At 55.4% G+C, this 15,478-nt stretch carries 15 protein-coding genes; 7 read left to right on the top strand and 8 right to left on the bottom strand.

Going from position 1 to position 15,478, the window contains the following annotated elements; all coding sequences use genetic code 11:
• The first annotated feature begins 24 nt into the window (after positions 1-24).
• The 3 genes from AOZ07_RS03865 to AOZ07_RS03855 are packed head-to-tail and all read left to right on the top strand — an operon-like array spanning position 25 to position 2,612.
• Entirely contained in the window at positions 25-1,017 is a 993-nt protein-coding gene (locus AOZ07_RS03865; protein ID WP_060703286.1) for a DUF1852 domain-containing protein, read from the top strand.
• Positions 1,018-1,036: 19 nt separating this feature from the next.
• Positions 1,037-2,077 carry a methionine synthase gene (locus AOZ07_RS03860; RefSeq protein ID WP_060700795.1) on the top strand — a complete coding sequence of 347 codons (1,041 nt, stop codon included), beginning with the start codon at positions 1,037-1,039 and terminating at the stop codon, positions 2,075-2,077.
• Entirely contained in the window at positions 2,064-2,612 is a 549-nt protein-coding gene (locus tag AOZ07_RS03855) for a flavin reductase family protein (RefSeq protein WP_236995260.1), read from the top strand. The genes AOZ07_RS03860 and AOZ07_RS03855 overlap by 14 nt, the downstream gene beginning before the upstream one ends.
• A 268-nt stretch (positions 2,613-2,880) precedes the next feature.
• Here AOZ07_RS03855 and AOZ07_RS19020 read toward each other — a convergent pair whose 3' ends face one another.
• The 7 genes from AOZ07_RS19020 to AOZ07_RS03825 form a co-directional block, all read right to left on the bottom strand.
• Positions 2,881-3,612 (bottom strand): SAVED domain-containing protein, encoded by a 732-nt coding sequence (locus AOZ07_RS19020; protein ID WP_236995259.1) that lies wholly within the window; start codon positions 3,610-3,612, stop codon positions 2,881-2,883.
• A gap of 427 nt (positions 3,613-4,039) precedes the next feature.
• Positions 4,040-5,923 carry a ThiF family adenylyltransferase gene (locus tag AOZ07_RS03845; RefSeq protein WP_075972409.1) on the bottom strand — a complete coding sequence of 628 codons (1,884 nt, stop codon included), beginning with the start codon at positions 5,921-5,923 and terminating at the stop codon, positions 4,040-4,042.
• The gene (locus tag AOZ07_RS03840; protein WP_060700792.1) at positions 5,920-6,945 is read right to left on the bottom strand and encodes an SMODS domain-containing nucleotidyltransferase; all 1,026 of its coding nucleotides are present in this window, start codon (positions 6,943-6,945) and stop codon (positions 5,920-5,922) included. Before AOZ07_RS03840 ends, AOZ07_RS03845 begins: the two co-directional genes overlap by 4 nt.
• A complete protein-coding gene (locus tag AOZ07_RS18685) occupies positions 6,942-7,298 on the bottom strand; it encodes a hypothetical protein (protein WP_194943790.1) in 357 nt (118 codons plus the stop codon). The genes AOZ07_RS03840 and AOZ07_RS18685 overlap by 4 nt, the downstream gene beginning before the upstream one ends.
• 336 nt (positions 7,299-7,634) lie before the next feature.
• Entirely contained in the window at positions 7,635-8,801 is a 1,167-nt protein-coding gene (locus AOZ07_RS03835; RefSeq protein WP_194943789.1) for a hypothetical protein, read from the bottom strand.
• Positions 8,802-9,627: 826 nt separating this feature from the next.
• Positions 9,628-10,092 carry a hypothetical protein gene (locus AOZ07_RS03830; protein ID WP_060700790.1) on the bottom strand — a complete coding sequence of 155 codons (465 nt, stop codon included), beginning with the start codon at positions 10,090-10,092 and terminating at the stop codon, positions 9,628-9,630.
• A complete protein-coding gene (locus AOZ07_RS03825; RefSeq protein WP_060700789.1) occupies positions 10,080-10,739 on the bottom strand; it encodes a hypothetical protein in 660 nt (219 codons plus the stop codon). Before AOZ07_RS03825 ends, AOZ07_RS03830 begins: the two co-directional genes overlap by 13 nt.
• 432 nt (positions 10,740-11,171) lie before the next feature.
• Here AOZ07_RS03825 and AOZ07_RS03820 point away from each other — a divergent pair, with 432 nt between their 5' ends.
• The 3 genes from AOZ07_RS03820 (at position 11,172) to AOZ07_RS03805 (ending at position 13,635) form a co-directional block, all read left to right on the top strand.
• Positions 11,172-12,557: a hypothetical protein gene (locus AOZ07_RS03820; protein WP_194943788.1), complete on the top strand. Its 1,386-nt coding sequence runs from the start codon at positions 11,172-11,174 to the stop codon at positions 12,555-12,557.
• A gap of 111 nt (positions 12,558-12,668) precedes the next feature.
• Positions 12,669-12,902, top strand: a complete 234-nt coding sequence (locus AOZ07_RS03815) for a DUF2188 domain-containing protein (RefSeq protein WP_060700787.1) — start codon at positions 12,669-12,671, stop codon at positions 12,900-12,902.
• Positions 12,903-13,206: 304 nt separating this feature from the next.
• On the top strand, positions 13,207-13,635 hold the full coding sequence (locus AOZ07_RS03805; protein WP_335334231.1) for an 8-oxoguanine DNA glycosylase OGG fold protein: 429 nt from the start codon (positions 13,207-13,209) through the stop codon (positions 13,633-13,635).
• Positions 13,636-14,185: 550 nt separating this feature from the next.
• Here the strand turns inward: AOZ07_RS03805 and AOZ07_RS03800 are convergent.
• Positions 14,186-14,416: a hypothetical protein gene (locus AOZ07_RS03800; protein WP_060700784.1), complete on the bottom strand. Its 231-nt coding sequence runs from the start codon at positions 14,414-14,416 to the stop codon at positions 14,186-14,188.
• A 132-nt stretch (positions 14,417-14,548) separates the two neighbouring features.
• On the opposite strand from AOZ07_RS03800, the gene AOZ07_RS03795 reads away from it, so the two are divergent.
• Positions 14,549-15,469, top strand: coding sequence for a 2-hydroxyacid dehydrogenase (locus tag AOZ07_RS03795; RefSeq protein ID WP_060700783.1), 921 nt, complete (start codon positions 14,549-14,551; stop codon positions 15,467-15,469).
• Positions 15,470-15,478: the final 9 nt, after the last annotated feature.

The raw sequence follows: 15,478 nt of genomic DNA, 5'->3' as shown, positions 1-15,478 counted from the left end.
CCTCCCAAATACAGATTGGCCATCATGGCAGACGCATTAAATTTCAGCATTAGCACCACCAGATTCGACGAGAATTACTCCCCTTCGACAAATTCGCGCACCACGACAAACTTCGCTAATTTGGCACGCGGAGAGCGCCGCGAAGAGAACCTGCGCAATGCCCTGACGATGATCAACCGCCGGTTCAATTCCTTGGCTCACTGGGACAATCCCCAGGGCGACCGCTATTCTCTTGAATTGGAAATCATTTCCGCAAATGTGCACTTTTCTGCCGATAATACCGACCAGAAATTCCCTCTTTTAGAAGTGCTTGAAACCACGATCGTGGATAAACTCACCGGCACTCGGTCCCAGGGCATGGTCGGCAATAATTTTTCTTCTTATGTCCGCGATTACGACTTCAGCGTTGTGCTCCCAGCATCGTGTAATGACAGCGGAGCTCCGGTGCTTCCCGAAGATTTTGGCGATCTCCACGGACAGCTCTTCCAGCATTTTTTGAACTCGCAGGCATACCGTGAGCGTTTCGCCCAGCTGCCGGTGGTCTGCATCAGCGTCTCCACCTCCAAGACCTATTTCCGCACTGGCAACAGCCATCCGGTGCTCGGCTTGGAATACCAGCAGGACGAGAACTCGCTCACGGATGCGTACTTCGGCAAGATGGGCTTGAGCGTTCGCTACTTCATGCCGCCGGGCGCCGTCGCGCCGCTGGCCTTCTACTTCCGTGGCGACCTGCTCAACGATTACACGAACCTGCAGCTGATCAGCCTGATCAGCACCATGGAGACCTTCCAGAAGATCTACCGCCCGGAGATCTACAACGCTAATTCGGCGGCTCCCGCGGTATACCACCCGAGCCTCGGTGCCGAAGATTTCTCCCCCACCCGCGTTTTCTATGACCGCGAAGAACGCACCCAATTGGGAAAGATCCAGGGCAAGTTCACCGAGGAACACTTCATCGCCCCAAATCGTGAACTGCTAGATCAGTGGTCTTCCTCCTACCCGACTCCTGTCGCCTAAGATCCAGAAAGATTCTTCTATGACTTCCCCGCTTATCCCCACGTCAATTGTCGGCAGCCTGCCCAAGCCGTCATGGCTCGCCGAGCCTGAAAAACTTTGGTCCCCTTGGAAGCTTGAGGGCGCGCAATTGCGCGAGGGCCAGCAGGACGCCATGCGTGCTGCGGTCCTCGAGCAGGCCCAGCGCGGCATCGACATCATTTCCGATGGCGAGCAGTCCCGCCAGCACTTTGTCACCACCTTCATTGAGCACCTGAGCGGTGTCGACTTCGAGAAGCGCGAGACCGTGCGCATCCGCAACCGCTACGACGCCAGTGTTCCCACCGTCGTCGGTGCAGTAGAGCGCGAAAAGCCGGTCTTCGTTCAGGACGCGAAATTCCTGCGCACGCTGACCGACCGCCAGATCAAGTGGACCTTGCCTGGCCCGATGACCATGGTTGATACCTTGTACGATGCGCACTACCGCAGCCGCGAGAAGCTTGCCTGGGAATTCGCGACCATCTTGAACCAGGAAGCCCGCGAGCTTGAGGCAGCCGGGGTGGACGTCATCCAGTTCGACGAGCCTGCCTTCAACGTCTTTTTTGATGAGGTGGCCGACTGGGGCATCGCTGCCCTGGAGCGCGCCTGCGAGGGACTCAAAGCCGAGACCGTCGTGCACATCTGCTTTGGCTACGGCATCAAAGCGAACAATGACTGGAAAGCCACTCTCGGAGCTCAGTGGCGCCACTACGAGAAGTCCTTCCCGCTGTTGCAGGCTTCCTCCATCGATACCGTCTCGCTGGAATCCCACCATTCAAATGTTCCGCTTGAGGTTGTCGAAATGGTCCGTGGCAAGCGAGTGATGCTCGGAGCTATCGACGTGGCCAATGACGCTGTGGAGACTGCCGAGGAAGTGGCGCAGACCCTGCGCAACGCACTCGAATTTGTCGATGCCGACAAGCTGATTGCCAGCACCAACTGCGGCATGGCGCCGTTCCGCCGCGATGTGGCCCTGGCCAAGCTCAGCGCGCTCAGCGCAGGCGCTGGCATCCTGCGCGAGGAGCTTGTTGGTGCCCGCGTCTAAAGCGACAGAATCGGCCACACCATCGTTGCCCGCAGATGATTTCAAAGCGATCTTCCGCGGGCACCCTGGCGGCGTCAGCCTGATTACCGCCGATGCCGGCGACGGACCAGTTGCCCTCACGGCAACGTCTGTGGCTTCGATCAGCGTTGATCCGCCATTGCTCGTCTTCTCGATTTCTGCGCTGTCCTCGGCAGCCAAAGTGCTCACCCGCGCAACAACCGTTGTCGTTCACAGCCTGGATGCACAAGACATCGATGTGGCGAAGCTCGGTGCAACCAGCGGCATCGACCGCTTCGCACAGAAGCAAACGTGGTCTAGGCTGAGCACCGGCGAACCGGTATTCGATGGAGTCCGCGCTTGGGTGCGCTGCGAGGTCATAGAACGAGTCCAGGCGGGCGCCTCCACGGTTTTTGTGGCCCGGGCGCTTCAGTCGCAAATTGAACGCGACAGCGAACTCGGCCAACCCGGCAACGGTTTGGTGTATCACAACCGGACGTGGCACGGTTTGGGTGAGCATTCCCGCTTGGATAGCTAAATTCTTGCATGCCCCGGGGGTGTCGTTGATCGGCGCACCGTCAGGAGGCTGCTTTTGTCCGTAATTGACGTCTGAATTCTGGAGCTAGCCGAGAACGTACTTGAGTAGCCCTGCGACCGTCGGCTAGAACTGAACTATGCGACACACAATCTGACTCCTTGGCGTTATCTGAAAGCCGGCAACAGCATGACGTTACTGGCGCGAATCCGCCCCAGCGCATTGTTCAAATGCGTTCATTTTGTCCGCGCCGATCGTTCCCCGACACTCCCTAGTTATTGATCGTAATGACTGCTTCGTAACCGGCATTCATGCGCTCGTAGATCGTCACGGGCGGATGAATGTCTCGAACTACCGCTCGCCCAGCCTCAATCGCTGCTGTGACCGGTGCAGACGCTATCAGGTGCCATCGACGAGCGTTTGGGAAATGCGCTTCGGCCAAAGCTAGCGCTTCTCGCCACTGCTTGGCAAAGTTGGTGAGTGATCGCTCGTTAGAAATGAGAATCGGCCCAGCCTGCGAGTCAATAGGCCTCACTTCTATGGTCGGCAAACCGGAGACCTCGGACGGCAACGCGGCCTGGTTCACTTCGCTTGTCAATGCACAAATCAGAATGACATCTTCGGCGGATTCATCTTGTTGAGAGGCCACGATCTCAAAGTCAGCTGGATCGCTCTGTTCTCTCCACGACCATCCTATGAACTGGTCTCGGTGCTTCTGGAAGAGCCGGGTTGGTGTTTTATCGTCAAGATGCCAACCCAAATAAACAAGTAGTGGTACGGGAGCAATCGCAAAAACAGAAATATGTTCAACGTCCCCGCTATCAACAGCTTGCTGAACCTGCGCGAGTACGTCATCGATCGATTGCTGCCCAGCATCCCAAAAGCCACGCCCCTCAACTGAGCCGCTAATTCGACAAGCGAAGTCACCACTGCGTCGGGTCTCAACTAGGCCCAGATAGTTGGCCGCGAGCAGTGTTTCGCCGACCTCACGCCGGGATGCCATCGCAAATGACCCACGTATAAGACAACCAACTCGAAGAGCAGCAGTTCGCGTTAGACCACCGTCGTCCGTGACCATCTCGATCCTTCGCTCAAAGGATTCCTTGATATCTCGAAGTTTCTCTGGCGGGAAAAAGCCAACGTGATCTGGGTTATCAATGATCTTGTGACAATCGTGGCATAGGAGAAGTAGGTTCTCTTCTGCCTCAGTGTCGTCAACGTCCCTGTTAGTTGCGCTACGAGGCGATCCAGCTCCGGCGATAGCGCCGACATTGTGAGCCAGTTCCGCCAACAGAACTGAGTGCAGGTATGTTCGTTGATCCCCGAGTAGACGACGGTTACAGAACGTGCAACGTCCAGCTGTTCGTGCCCAAAGCGCGTTGCGCACCGAGTCTTTAATGCCTCCGCGTTTGACGGTAGTATTCCGCGCATCAATTCGACTCAAAATGTGTTCCTCCCGTTTGATTTTTAGACAGTTCATCTTTCTCGACACTTCCTCGAAATTCCAACAGAGCTCCGCCTTCGCCCGATGTTTTGATGCGGGATACAGGCACGAATCTTCGTAATGGCCCCGCTTCGCCATGGGGCAGGGAGATGAGGTGAGTGCCGGATACAGGCTCGCTGGAGCCAAGGTGCGAGCCCAGCAAGCTAATTAGGCTCGCGGCGATGCCGCTCATGTCGGCAGCTGAACCGTGGTAGGTGGGGGTAGAACAGCCTCTGGTTGGGATAATTTCATCAGCATCGGTTGCGGAACCCCACAATTCGTGAAAGGGCTCCAGAGCTCCATCCGCTCTCACTACACGTCCTGCTTGCTGGTCGATTGTTAGGCAACCTGCGCTATCCGGTGGCATCGAGACACTCAGGATGCCTAGCGTTCCGGTACGCACGTCGCAAGCTACCTGTGCAAAGAGTGGACGTCCCGCCGCCGGAGCTGCAGCGTCGAGCGCTCTACCCACCGCGACACTGACGGTGGCATCGATGATGACATCGGCATCGACCAAATCCGAAGCGTCAGGAAAGTGTGTTGCCCGTGGTACTACTTCAACGACATCGCTAATTGAATGTAGGCGTTTGGCAAGTGCTTCCGCTTTGGACATACCAACGTCCGTTTCGAGGAAGTTCTGTCTGGCCAAGAGCCCGCCTGTGATCCTGCCTGGGTCGCAAAGAACGACTTTCGTGGCACCAGCTCGAACAACAAACTCGGCAATCCAAGATCCAAGACCACCGCAACCCCAGATATGCACAGACTTGCCTATGAAAGAGGACACCGGACGTCTTGAGTCGCGGCGAGTTGTAACCTCTGGACGTTCATCTGAGACAGTAAGCCAGTCAAGCTCTATGGTTGAATCAATTGCAGCCGGATCGATATCGATACTGGAGTTCTTTCCTCTGCTAGTACATGCCAGAGCCCGCACTTGATCAGCACCAATCGATGGGATGCTAGCGATTAATAGGTGCGGTGGCCCTCCTGTCGGATGCGGTACAGCGATCACCAGACGCTGAGGCGTACCGTTCACCTTGCGGATTGCACTTGCCACGAGCGTGGACAGCAGTGGAGCAGCATACCCTGTGGAAAAGCGCTTGACATAAAACTCGTCACCGGAAGCCGAATGCCCTGCATATGGGTCCTCGATGAGGCTCAATAGAGAATGCAAACTACTGCCTGCACCTAGAGGGAGCGCCGTATCAAGTTGGATGAGCGGTACGTGTTCGACGGGAGATGAAAAGGATGCGTCCTGCGCGAGTTGCCGCTCAAAGGTCAGGTCGAATCGCATCGGGGTCCGTTGAATGAGCCAACTGTGTTGGATGAGACCATTGGCAGGGATGGAGTCCCGTACGACAACACTGGTTGAACCTTCCGTTTCGTGCAAGACTCCGCCAACGGCATGATACAGAGCGGTTTGTTCATTGAAGCGCCTTGCGGCAGCGTCACTGAGCCATTCCATGAGTCGGTCGATGAATCCACCGAACCCGCCAGAGGGATCCCATTCACGGGACGGGTCCAGATAGAGGCAGAGTCTCGTACCTTGGAGTACATGAGCGTGGTTTAGGAATCGGAGGTGGTTGACTTCAATCCTCGGAGGCGAAACGTCAAACTGGCCCACGGTAACGAAGAAGTCCTCGTACTGGCGCAAACGAAGACCGCCTTCTTCATGTTTGAGTCCACGAGTGCATACCCGAAGACGCAACAGCATCTCACCAGCCTTGTGCCGGGGCTCGCCGACCTGCTCGACTTCGCCTGGGTATTCCAAAGCGAAAGTACGCAAGTCATTGCGTACTCTGGTCTGCCATTCGCTGATGCGCTTCGAACTCACCCTGCGCGACCAGAATGCTTGATTGTTGACACAGCAGTTGCTGCTGTCACGGCAGATACGGTACTGAACTTTCCGATTCCCTCGCTTTTGGAATCCTCAGAACTGGTTGGTGGTTTGAAGCCGTCTCCGAACAACGCCTGCCATTTCTTGACACTCTCGTCTAGATCAGTTTCGTGATACGCATCCCTAATTTCCGCTGCGTGTACATGAATTCGTTTACGCAAGTGTGCATAGGTCTCTTGAGTCCAACGATGGTCGAATGATGTTCCGGAGCCTGACGGATCCATGATGACTGGCTTGTATGGGTGGGCTTGGAGGTACTCGTCGAGGTCGGAGACGATGTGTAATAGGGCCGTCGGGAGGTCGCTGTAGTAGCCGGTGTCGAACACCTTACGCCATTCCTCGACTCGTTCGCCCAATAGTGTTGTGAGGAGGATCGACTTGGTACCTGTCCAAGAGCCCTTGTGGTCTCGCAAATATTTCATGATCCGAATGACCTCGCGCAGGTGTTTGCTTGCGATGCCGTCCTTCTTTTTCATCCATTCCGTGAATCCGTCGGGGTCTGTGCGCTCCCAGATGTTGTTATCACGGTTGATGATCCACTGGGTGCCGTCAGAGCGCACTACGAATGGAACGATGTCGACGTGCATCGCATTTTCGGCATAGTTGACGTAGACGCACCGGCATTTCCGTCCATGCGGCATGTTTTTGTACGGCGAGGCAGTGTGAAGCACTCTGTAGATGGCGTCACCGTACTTCTTCAGGTCGTATGCCCAATCTGGATCCTCCGTCATCTGGATCATGAAGTCACCGTCAAAAGCGTTCCCATTGACCGGCTTGATGATGGTCCGCTGGGGCCAAGAACCCTGGGGTATTTTCTTCTTAACTACCTGACCCACATCTGGGTCAGCCTTGAGACAGTTGTAGATCGAGTCAACCCGGGAACTGAGCAGGTCGAGCTTCGACTGAGGCAAGTTTACGGTGTTCTCAAGGAAGTTTCTGAAGTAGTTGATGTGCTTCATGATTCGCCTCCAGGCGTCGTCGGAATTCCGGAGTCATCTGATAACTCGATAATCGGCGAATGTGCTGAGATATAAAGACTTGAAATGTGATCGGAAAATCCAATGAAGGAAAAAGAGCGACGCATGACCTTCACCGAAGGAGCAGATCCACGAGTTCCCTGGGGAGGTGAGCCGAATAAGAATCGTTCTTTTCCGACTACGGGTTGGTCGATGTAAACGAAATTGTGTTTGCTAAAGAAATTCATTCTACTGCTTGGCTCGTTCCAACTCGTATTAGGCTCTATGGGGCCTGTTGCCGACCCAGTTTGATTGAACCAGTCGCGTTTCTTGAATTTTGCATGAAGTACACCCATGGAATTACTTTATGCCAAGGTACCGACATTTTTCAGAGAGTATTTAAAAGCATCTTTAAAAACAAAAAGTGATGCCTCGATACACCTGGTTGGGTCCCCGAAAAGTAGTCCAATTGCTAAATGCGGTTAGTCGGTACCTCTAGTCCGGACAGATGGTGTGAAATCTCGTGACTTCTTAGACACCGAAACTCACCACTTCATGGACAGTGGATCTTAATACTTCATAGGTAGCCGGACGTGCGGTACCAACAAACCCTATTCAGCAGTTCGGCCACCGCCTCAAAGACGGTGGCCGAACAGCTTCAATTGGCATTTCGCCAGTAGTATCCCGCCGAGCTAGTGCTTGGCCAATTTCCGGCGGCCCAGGGCAACAACGACTGCACCGGCCAGAGCCAGCAGTAGCCCCGCCCCGGCAGCAGTGACACCGTCAAAACCGGTGTTCGCCAGTGCTGGCGCAGCTGCGTCGGCGCTCTTCTTTGGCTCTTCCTTCTTGTCCGAAGATGCTGCCTTTACCTGGCCTGCAGGCTCCATAACAGCATTGGCCGAGGGAGATTCGGTCTGGGACGGAACCATTTCTTCCTCAGTTGAGGTTCCGTCGGTACCATTGTCCTCGGGAGCGGCCTCGATGCCGAAGTACAGCTCAAGGTAGTACGCTCGCAGTTCGGGATCATGGGCAAATACTTCTTCGAGGAACGCCTGGAACTCAGCGGCGTCTTCATCGCTTTCGATGCTTTCGGCGATGAATGGCAGCATTAGGTCAAGTAGTTCGAGGCCTTGGTCGGTGTTGAAATAAGCTTCCCACTGCGCTTCGTCCCAGTCGAAGCTTTCCTCGGGAAGAAGTTCGGTAATGGACTCCCAGAAAGCCAGTTCTTCATCAGAAAGGTCGAATTCTTCGTCCCAGTTGATATCTTCAGCAAGCAGTTCATCAAGAAGCCGGTTCATCTCCTGCCCGGCTTCGGTCTGATCGAAAGCTTCCCACTGGGCTTCGTCCCAGTCCTCGCTGCCCTCAGGCATCAGCGCATCGATTTGGGCCCAGCGAGGGTCTTCGTCCTGGTCTGCAACGTCCGTTGATGGTTCGGTGGCCTTGGCCGACTCACTAACTTCAGCAGTGAGCTCAGATGCAGCGTCAGGTTCTGCCGAAGCAGCTGATTCCGCCACCGCGGGTTCTGGTTCTTCGTCCACATCGGAAACAGCAGTTGGAGCAGCCGAGGACTCGGTTGCCGGATCGATGGCAGGTTCCGCCGTTTCTGCCTCAATTGGCTCGTCGGCATCGAGCATCGTCTCTGGCTCAGCTGGAAGGATACTTTCCTCGGATTCAACGACGTCCGCTACAGGAGACTGAGACGCAACTGGCACCGCCTGCACGTCCACCGACGTTGACGATTCCACTGGTGTGGAGATGACCTCATCCGAAATCACTTCTGCATTTGCTGCCGGGCCACTGAGCACCAATCCCGTGATCAGTGCCGTCGACATTGCTGCCGCGCTTAATTTAGTTTTCAATTATCCTGCTTCAAAGAGTGCGAATCGGCGCAAAAACCTCACAACAGAATAAATTAGCGATTATCGCTAAAGCCGCTCTGCCCCGTGCCGATGAATTGATGATTAGGCTAAATCTAGCTCATTACCCGAACATTCACAAAGAAATTTTTTTACATAAAACTCGTTCCCTGCAAGCCTAGTCAGAGGAGGAATATTAGAGACTGATCTTGCCACCTTCTAATGCCTAGCGACCCACTAGCAAGGTTCCAACCACCGACTAAAAATCTGCTGGAATCTGAGCATCAATAGAGTCCTTTTTGCGGTGGGAACTCGATTTGGACCGCAGTTTTGGTTCTGTCACCGGAGCTCCGTTTCAACCTGCCACAGGTCGCAACCGGCACTGATTGAGGAGACCTTGTAATCCCTTTGGAACCTGTGGGCGATCGGCGACAAGGCGGATGAGCTGGCAGTCGTGGGTGTGCGAGCCCGGTCGTCAAAACTAGCTGGCCAGCCTTCGGCCCGGCCCCTCGGGAATCAAGCCTTCGCAGAGTCCCTATCCGGCTACAGATTTCAGTCAGCAGAGCAGAATGACAGGCTGACATTGAGCAAGGAGTGGAAGACCGCTCGATTGCTGACAAGTCCCGAGGCCGGAGGACAGTATTTCAGCGCCAGCGAATATTGGACCATCACTCGCCCGAAGTGAGCACGAAAGTGGCGCGGAAAGGCTACAAACTCGAGCCCGATTACTCTGGGCTAAGGCTGTCTTCAGCGGCCACGGGCTCAGCTTCCCAGCGCCTCTAGAATCCATCCCCGGTAATCCCTGCCGGATTGAGTCCCACCGAAACCGCTAGTCTTCAAGGAGCTCCCCCACACCACGAAGATTCACATCACCGACCATTACCTCTTGCAGATGGTAGTCGGAGGCTTTCTGCTCGGCTAGATCCCGCCGACAGTAGACAGCTGTTGGGCTAGGCGACTGCATAATGCCATAAACCGGACTGCCGTCAGCGCCCTCGGTGTAAGGCTCCAGGGTGGAATGAGCTAGGTAGAGTAAGTCCCCGTTTTTTACAAAGTGGTGCGCAGAACCGTAAACCGCTCTGGTTTCCCAGCTTACTGCCACGTCCTTGTACGCTTCTTGTAGTGCGTAGCAATCGCTCTCCGCAACCACGATTGCGATGATCGGTTCTATATAATCGAGCTCAGGATACGGACTGCTTTGCTTGCCGTATACCAGGAATATTTCCTGCTCACTTGGTGTCTTCTCGCGCAAGTGGCTTCTCATGTCCTCGGCTATCTTTTTCAGGGACGGCATGGCACATTCTTCTGAATCGGGGCATACGCATCTGCGTAATACGTTTTGCCATTGTAGACGATGGTTCCCAAAGTCCGTCCTGACCAGGTCGTCCCCTTGGTTGACTTGCACGAAATGGAATGATTCTTCTGCGTGAAGACCGACGCATAAGGGGTTTTCTTGTAATATCCCGACTTCACAATTTTCGGCGAGTCACTGATTTCGAGTCCACCCTTGATCCACCAAATCAGGCGCTTGTGCCGCGCCTGAGATGAATGAGTTATCTTCGACACGCGCTTGGTGCAGTAAGTAGTGGATTTGAAACCACCCACTTGGTAGTCACCGGATTTTCTCGCGTGAAAACCCTCCGCAACGATTTTGCATGGTCCGTAATTGACCTTGGCCATGGTCGCCACATTGATCCCCGCGGCGCGCAGTTGGTCCAATCTGTCCAGCTTGGCCACAGCGTCCTGCGGTGAATCGGCTTCAACATAACTCGCAGTTGCAGACGAATCGTCGGGGAAGAACTCCGACTCGAGCAATGCACGCGAGGTGATCGACTGATGAACGGACTCGGTATTCACGCCAGCGGGTGAGCTTGCTGGTGATGCCGGCGATACTGCGATCAAGGAAAGCGCCATGGGCACAGCCAAGAGGGACAGCTTCAAAGTCGTTCCAATCATTCAGGCGGCGAAATGCAACAACACTTGAACCGCAAATATTAATTCCATCGAATGTTATCATGACTTTGGCGAAGAATGGCGATTAAACGACTTGTGTGATTCCGGCCGTTCAGACAATAGGGCCCCAACACCGTTAGTGCTACCCGCGAAAATAATTGTGTCGTGGACTGATGCCGGACCGAGAGCCTGACGAATGCACGGGTTTGACACGTACTCATCCCGGTCGGCTGCATCGCGAAAGTATTCGCCACACCGGCGCAGCACATTCCAGTTCGCTGCCCGTCGAGCAGGGGATGATGCGAATTGCGGCCGCGCATCGGCAAGTCCGTTCTGCCGTGCCCTGACGTCGAGACGCTGTACTTCCCGGTGATTCATCTCAACTCAAAGACTTCAAGCAGAAGAGGAATTCAGACGGCAATGACGTTCAAGGAATCCAGCACAAAACCAACCCGATCCAGCGCGTCCGGTGACGTGCCAAACAGCACCACCGGTCGGAGCGACACCATGTTGATCTTCATGCTGACGACTGGCGTGATCTGCTGGGCGCTCGCGGGCATCTTGGCGATCGCTCCCGCGGGGCAGTTCGACCTCTTCATGGTGTTTGCCGCGTTGGGGAACATCTCTTCGGAATTCACCAAGACGTTCTCCATCGGGATCTTCGCTGCGTCATTGGCAATGCTCGGTCTAACATTCAGCGCGCTATCACTAAGTAAGCAAACTAAGAACGAGTTCTTGCCGTACGAGTACAGAAAGAATTTGCGCAACCTTGCCCAGGGTTTCTGCTGGTTCAATACCTCCATGCTCGCATTCGCAATCGCTTGCTCGCTGGTATCAATGACCAATTCCAATTATGCGTTGGAACTCCTAAGCAAGTCCCTCGATTACGGACTGGTCACTTCTTCAGAACAAACTGCAACTCTTACCATGCAGGCAGGGATTAGCTTCTTGTGGATCATGATCCTGTTCTTCTTGCTACTGCTGAACGATATGGCCGAAAAGGCGACGGTTTCCCTCGTGAACCCGCACCGCGCAGAAACTGCCAAGGCGGAGCTAATCGCCCGGGCTGAAGAGATCGACCAATTGTCTGAGAAATCAAAATCCCTACAGGAACGCCTGCTCAGCACTAAAGCTCACCGACGACTGGCACCGACCCTGGTTTGGTTTTTCGCGACAGCGGTCATAGTTTGCTCCGTAGTTGGAATGATCGCCACAATAACCTCGCGGATTTCGCGATTTGCTTCAGGCGATGAACCCTTCTCCAACTTCTGGAGTGCAGCCAGTGCCGCAACATTACTGGCCCTCTTCCAGTACTACATTTCAGGGCTACTCGCAGCTCCGATAAAGTCGAAGCGTTGGCAGAAAATCGCGAATCAGAGCCTGACCGCCAATCCGCGAAATGGCCGAATAGGTGCCCTCATCCGGACTGCAGGTTTCGTAGCAGTCCCGTTGCTCCTGCAGGCCTTGCTCTTCTATTCAGGCGACTACTCAAACCATGCGTTTCAAGCGCTATGCCTTTTCGCAGCGACTTGGCTCATACCTAATGCATTAGCGCTTTCCAACTTCTCAAAGGGAACCGTCAATTCTCTTATGGCGTGTAAAGCCGTAGATGATCTAGAAAGCAAGATTCGTGCGCTGTCGAGCGTTCAGGAGGAAGAGCAGCAAGCACACCTGAAGGAAACAGTCATCCCACAGCCGGTGGGTTCCCCCATCGCTGACGATAATGGCACCGAATCGAAACTAGTGATACAGCTGGGTTCTCTGGGTATTTCGATCTCGCGCACCCGAAAACGCGGTAGTGAGTGATCTCATCCGAAGCGTTTTGAGCTTGTTGCGGAGTGCGCCGGTCAACGCGAACGCCAAAGTGTCGGTACAGCGAATTAGCCTATAAGTACCTACAAGAAAGGAGTCGCAACCATGGCCGACTACGATGTTCAGTTCAACAAGAACACCGGTGATTGGAGCGCCAAACGAGCTGGCGCGTCTAAAGCTGCTGCACGCTTCGACACACAGGCTGCCGCACACGACGCTGCACGAGGTTTTGCCGAGCGAAGCGGAGGCGGAGAAGTCCGCGACCACCGCAAATCGAACAACACCATCAGGAACACCGATACGATCGGCAAGAAGGACCCGTTCCCTCCCAGGGGATGAATCGCTTGCTCCGAAGAGAGATCACATGACCCTACCTGCGATTCCCACGGCGCTGAGGCTTAGACTTTCGGACGAAATCCCACCCCAACGCGCATTCAGGTGGAATCGAATCCCATGGATGGAGGTAGTCCATGACCTCCCCGAGGCCGCCGAAACGTTGCTTTCGCTCCCTGCAGAACTGGACCGGGTAATCATCCGGAAAACAGTGCTAGACAACCTGCAATCCGGCCGGGCCCTGGCAGCGTTCGTTCCCGTCGTAATCTGGGGCGGACCAGGCGGTTATGAACCGTTTCGTGCGTGATCCATCCTCACAGCCACGAGGGGCCGTTCCAACAGAAGCGCTAGCATCGTTCCTGACCTCCAGGACCGGCTCCGAGACGGAGCAGCATCCGTGCGCGACGACGGGGCAGCAGAGGCTTTCCGGCTGATGAACAATGAGGGCAAAGCGAAGTACCTAGGCGGTGCCTTCTTCACGAAGTGGTTGTCTTTCGCATCGATGGTCGATTCAGTCGGCGGTCCGCGAGTAGCACCGATCCTCGACAAGCGTGTCCGCGATTGGATCGCGAGCAGCACGCCGATGGTGCAACCCTTCAAGCTATCTACGACGTCCACTGCAGATTACCGACGCTACCTCGAATTGCTTGACGCGTGGGGCGGTCCCTATGGGCGGACGCGCGTGCAGGTCGAGCAGTCGATCTTCATCCTGACCAGGGATCGGCCAGCAGACAGTTGACCGTCTGGAGAGGCGAGAATTACCCGTCGGGGCAAGACGTTGCGCTTCGATTCGTCGTGACGACAGCGTGGTGCCTTGAGCGACGCACCCCAACGAAAAACTGTGGCCCCGGGTGTCCTGGTCACGAATGGTCCGAATAGTCAACCGTACGTTCAAAGCTTGGTGCTGCCACTAGTCACTTTTGCGGCCTGACTGTTCGCGCAGACGTGCCGCTTCTGATTCGATCTACGCCAGCCACCGTTCTGCATCGTCACGTTCCGCTGCTTCCTGCGCCCTGGCCACGTTTTTCGGGTTCTGCCCGTGGCCCGAGCCAGCCGATCCCCTGGTATCCGGTAATGCGCCGAGCGTGCAAGCAAGTTCGGCGTTCCGCTTCCGGTTTCGGTTTCGGTTCAGCTCAAAGGGAATCGACGATCTGCTGGGCTAGTCAGAAAACAGCTGCCGATCCCGATGGCCCCAACATCGTACGCCAGCAGCGTCAAATCAGCGATTCGCCAGCCTGCCACATACCCCTGATGCACTCTCGGAGCCGGTAGAGCGCGGCGGGCGGCTACTAATCGATTGCGGGCATTTCTTCTTCTCTGCTGTTTTGCAGTACTTCGAATGCATTCCGCTTCCTATTCAACGCCTCGGTGATCATGCCGCCGCTGATCTGTACCGCACCGGCGATCGCCAACAGCGCGCCGACCAGCGGGTCGAAGAATAGCGCGGCGAGGCCAAGGACAAACACCGTCCAGCCAAGCGCCATCAGCGTGGTGGTTCCAACAATCCCTTTGTGAGCCATTGGTTCAGCCTACTAGTTATTTGATCTGCAATCTGGAATAACTGATGCGGAGCAATGGACCGGTCACCAGATTTTTCATCGCTACCAGCCAACGGACACAATAGTCATAGCACCTGAAAGGACATTCTTCGCATGGCACTACGTGTATTGCTCCCCTGGCAGGATCTCGTCGACCGGTTGCGGCTTCCGGGAATCGAACCGATCCTCTGGCACATCGATGATGACCCCAATGACGCCCCGCCGGCCGACGTGCTGGTTACCGAACGTCCGAGCAATCCTGAACTGCGTTCAAGGGTCTCCCGCATCAAGGGACTGAAACATGTCCACCTGCTCTCCATCGGATACGAGTGGGTCCTGGAACACCTTACTGAACAAGTGTCATTGACCAATTCCAAGGGAGCCGTGGAAGACGCCACCGCCGAACACTGCCTCGCGCTGGTCCTGGCATCCCTGCGCCAGCTGCCGCAGGTCGGACAGCAGCAGCGCGAGCGGCAGTGGACCAGGACGTGGACCGGCTCGCTACACGGGTCCAAGGTGGTGCTTCTCGGTGCCGGCGGAGTCGGCAGCGAAATCCGTGCGCGGCTACTGCCCTTCAAGCCTGCCGAGCTTTCGTCTTTTGCCCGCACTGAACGAGTCCATGAGCAGGGCCACCCCATTTATTCTCTCGATCGGCTCTGGGCTTTTCTTCCCACTGCCGATGTGGTGATTGTTGCCCTGCCGCATACCCCGGAAACCGAGCAGCTTATCGATGCCGAATTCCTCTCAGCAATGAAGGACGGATCGCTGCTGGTCAATGTGGGACGCGGGCCCATCGTCGACACCGAAGCCCTGTTGCCGGAGTTGCAAGCCGGCAGGCTGCATGCGGCCTTGGATGTCACCGATCCTGAGCCACTGCCGGCAAACCACGCACTATGGAGCGCACCGAATTGCATCATCACCCCGCACATGGCCGGAGACACTGGACAGTTCATCTCGTTAGTCTCCGAACTGGCAGTGGAGCAGGTCATCGCCTTTGCGCACGGTGAAGAACTCGCCAACCAAATCATCAATTGACTCGGCGTT

It is taken from the genome of Glutamicibacter halophytocola (genome assembly GCF_001302565.1).
Classification (GTDB): domain Bacteria; phylum Actinomycetota; class Actinomycetes; order Actinomycetales; family Micrococcaceae; genus Glutamicibacter; species Glutamicibacter halophytocola.
Note: the sequence above shows the minus strand (reverse complement) of the source record. Positions and strands in the feature narration are given on the sequence as shown.

Excerpts from the sequence above, each read along its gene's own strand:
- AOZ07_RS19020 (WP_236995259.1), bottom strand. The coding sequence starts at position 3,612 with ATGGCATCCCGGCGTGAGGTCGGCGAAACACTGCTCGCGGCCAACTAT.
- AOZ07_RS03840 (WP_060700792.1), bottom strand. The coding sequence starts at position 6,945 with ATGAAGCACATCAACTACTTCAGAAACTTCCTTGAGAACACCGTAAAC.
- AOZ07_RS03795 (WP_060700783.1), top strand. The coding sequence starts at position 14,549 with ATGGCACTACGTGTATTGCTCCCCTGGCAGGATCTCGTCGACCGGTTG.
- AOZ07_RS03800 (WP_060700784.1), bottom strand. The coding sequence starts at position 14,416 with ATGGCTCACAAAGGGATTGTTGGAACCACCACGCTGATGGCGCTTGGC.
- AOZ07_RS03865 (WP_060703286.1), top strand. The coding sequence starts at position 25 with ATGGCAGACGCATTAAATTTCAGCATTAGCACCACCAGATTCGACGAG.
- AOZ07_RS03830 (WP_060700790.1), bottom strand. The coding sequence starts at position 10,092 with ATGCCGTCCCTGAAAAAGATAGCCGAGGACATGAGAAGCCACTTGCGC.
- AOZ07_RS18685 (WP_194943790.1), bottom strand. The coding sequence starts at position 7,298 with ATGGGTGTACTTCATGCAAAATTCAAGAAACGCGACTGGTTCAATCAA.
- AOZ07_RS03820 (WP_194943788.1), top strand. The coding sequence starts at position 11,172 with ATGACGTTCAAGGAATCCAGCACAAAACCAACCCGATCCAGCGCGTCC.
- AOZ07_RS03815 (WP_060700787.1), top strand. The coding sequence starts at position 12,669 with ATGGCCGACTACGATGTTCAGTTCAACAAGAACACCGGTGATTGGAGC.
- AOZ07_RS03860 (WP_060700795.1), top strand. The coding sequence starts at position 1,037 with ATGACTTCCCCGCTTATCCCCACGTCAATTGTCGGCAGCCTGCCCAAG.